Origin of the sequence: Furfurilactobacillus milii, from assembly GCF_009863985.1 — a bacterium.
GTDB lineage: Bacteria > Bacillota > Bacilli > Lactobacillales > Lactobacillaceae > Furfurilactobacillus > Furfurilactobacillus milii_A.
In genome coordinates, this window is sequence record NZ_WEZT01000025.1 from 1 (window position 1) to 1,718 (window position 1,718).

The 1,718-nt window shown below is 36.7% G+C and carries 1 protein-coding gene and 2 pseudogenes; 1 reads left to right on the plus strand and 2 read right to left on the minus strand.

Annotated features, from left to right (window positions below):
* Window positions 1-114: 114 nt before the first annotated feature.
* Window positions 115-255, minus strand: coding sequence for a hypothetical protein (locus tag GB992_RS10390; protein WP_155275710.1), 141 nt, complete (start codon window positions 253-255; stop codon window positions 115-117).
* A gap of 644 nt (window positions 256-899) precedes the next feature.
* Here GB992_RS10390 and GB992_RS10395 point away from each other — a divergent pair.
* Window positions 900-1,064: pseudogene (locus tag GB992_RS10395) on the plus strand (transposase); the annotation flags it as partial.
* A 174-nt stretch (window positions 1,065-1,238) separates the two neighbouring features.
* Here GB992_RS10395 and GB992_RS10400 read toward each other — a convergent pair.
* Window positions 1,239-1,595: pseudogene (locus GB992_RS10400) on the minus strand (asparagine synthase (glutamine-hydrolyzing)); the annotation flags it as partial.
* Window positions 1,596-1,718: the final 123 nt, after the last annotated feature.

Genomic DNA, 1,718 nt, shown 5'->3' on the forward strand with positions numbered 1-1,718 from the left:
GTAATCACTCCCTATATTGGTTGGAATTAGCTACTACCATTGTAAGTGATTGCTTTGGGCTTTTTAATTTCTGTTCGGATTAATTATAGAATTTGCCCATTTACACAAGATATTTTACGCTCTCGCCGTTCCAGTTGGTGTGAATACATATATAGATTTCTTTTCTTCTTCCATTTTCGAAACAGTGTTAACTAAATCATAGCTCTTGCCGGATCCGGGATCATCTAAAATTACATCCATGTCAATTTTTGCCATTTTTACTAATTTATCTCCTTCTTATTCTTATTTGAAAGTGTGCATTAAGTGTCAAACCCACTATATATAGATCCAAATTCTTAATGCACATTCACATTAATTTTGAACATTTTGTTTTCTGTATTTATACGGGTATAGTTAATGCACACTTTTTAAAAAGTCTTATAAATCCTTACATATCAATATTTATAGCCGTTCGGGCTTGCCACCAAGGCAAAAGCACGATAAGGCGGACATTAATTAAAATTATTAATCAATTATCTTAATCAGAACATGGACTGCGGAAAACAAGTTTTCCTTGTCGTTCTCTCGCTTCGTTCGTTCACATTTTGAGGACATGCGCTTTCCCGTTCCGGGACGCTTGAAAACCTTGAGCAATCAAATATTAATAAATGCAACTTAATTTCTTTCCACAATCAATTTTAAGCTCTTTTAAGCCATTTTGTGTTACTCACGTATATTTAATTCAAGTTGTTCTAAAACGTCTTAGAACGCTTCTCACGGCTCTAAAATATAAGATTAATCACATCTGCGCAAAATTGCGCACATCTTTGTACTATCAAAAGGGTACGTACTTTGTACGTGCCCCCAAAATTGAGGGTATCACAAAGCGCGACCCCCTAGCTCTTGTTTAACTTGCGTCTACCCTACGAAAGAATCATAATGGAGTAATTAACGCCGCCAAATCGTCCTACTCTAACGGACCGATAGAGGGCATCAACCGTAAGATCAAGGAGCTCAAACGTGCTTGTTATGGCTTCTCCAATCAGGCCAATATGTTCACACGCGTCTACCAGCTGATTGCCTAGATTATCTACCACAATAACGTCACGATGGTAGGCTTATTTGTTATGCCTTCAAGTACGATATTCAGACAACACACCAGATTAAACGCCGCAACTAATAAAACAACAAAAAAGATCTCCCCCACGAGGAGATCTCCAAAGGATAGAAACTATCCTTCAACACCATTTGACAAACTTCCGAATTTTCTTAAGTAATTCTTCCATTCCCCACTCTTCAAAACCATGTAACAATACTTCTGTATCTGTTTCGGTAGTAAAAGTATGACCCTTGTTGATCAATTCTTCTCTAATACCTTGGTAGTTATAAATTTCTCCGTTAAAAATTACTGCTTTTGGTTTATCTTCATTGTAAATAGGTTGCATACCACTGTTGATATCAATGATACTCAATCGACGAAATCCTAGCGCCGTATCCTCATTAACTAATTCCCCCGAACTATTTGGACCACGATGTTTGATCGTATCCATCATAGCTTCTATAACTGGCTTTTTGTCAGCAATCTTCTTGTCTACGAAACCGACGATACCGCACATATTAATTCTCCTTAAATTTCAAAACTGGCAAATTCTATAATTAATCCGAACAGAAATTAAAAAGCCCAAAGCAATCACTTACAATGGTAGTAGCTAATTCCAACCAATATAGGGAGTGATTAC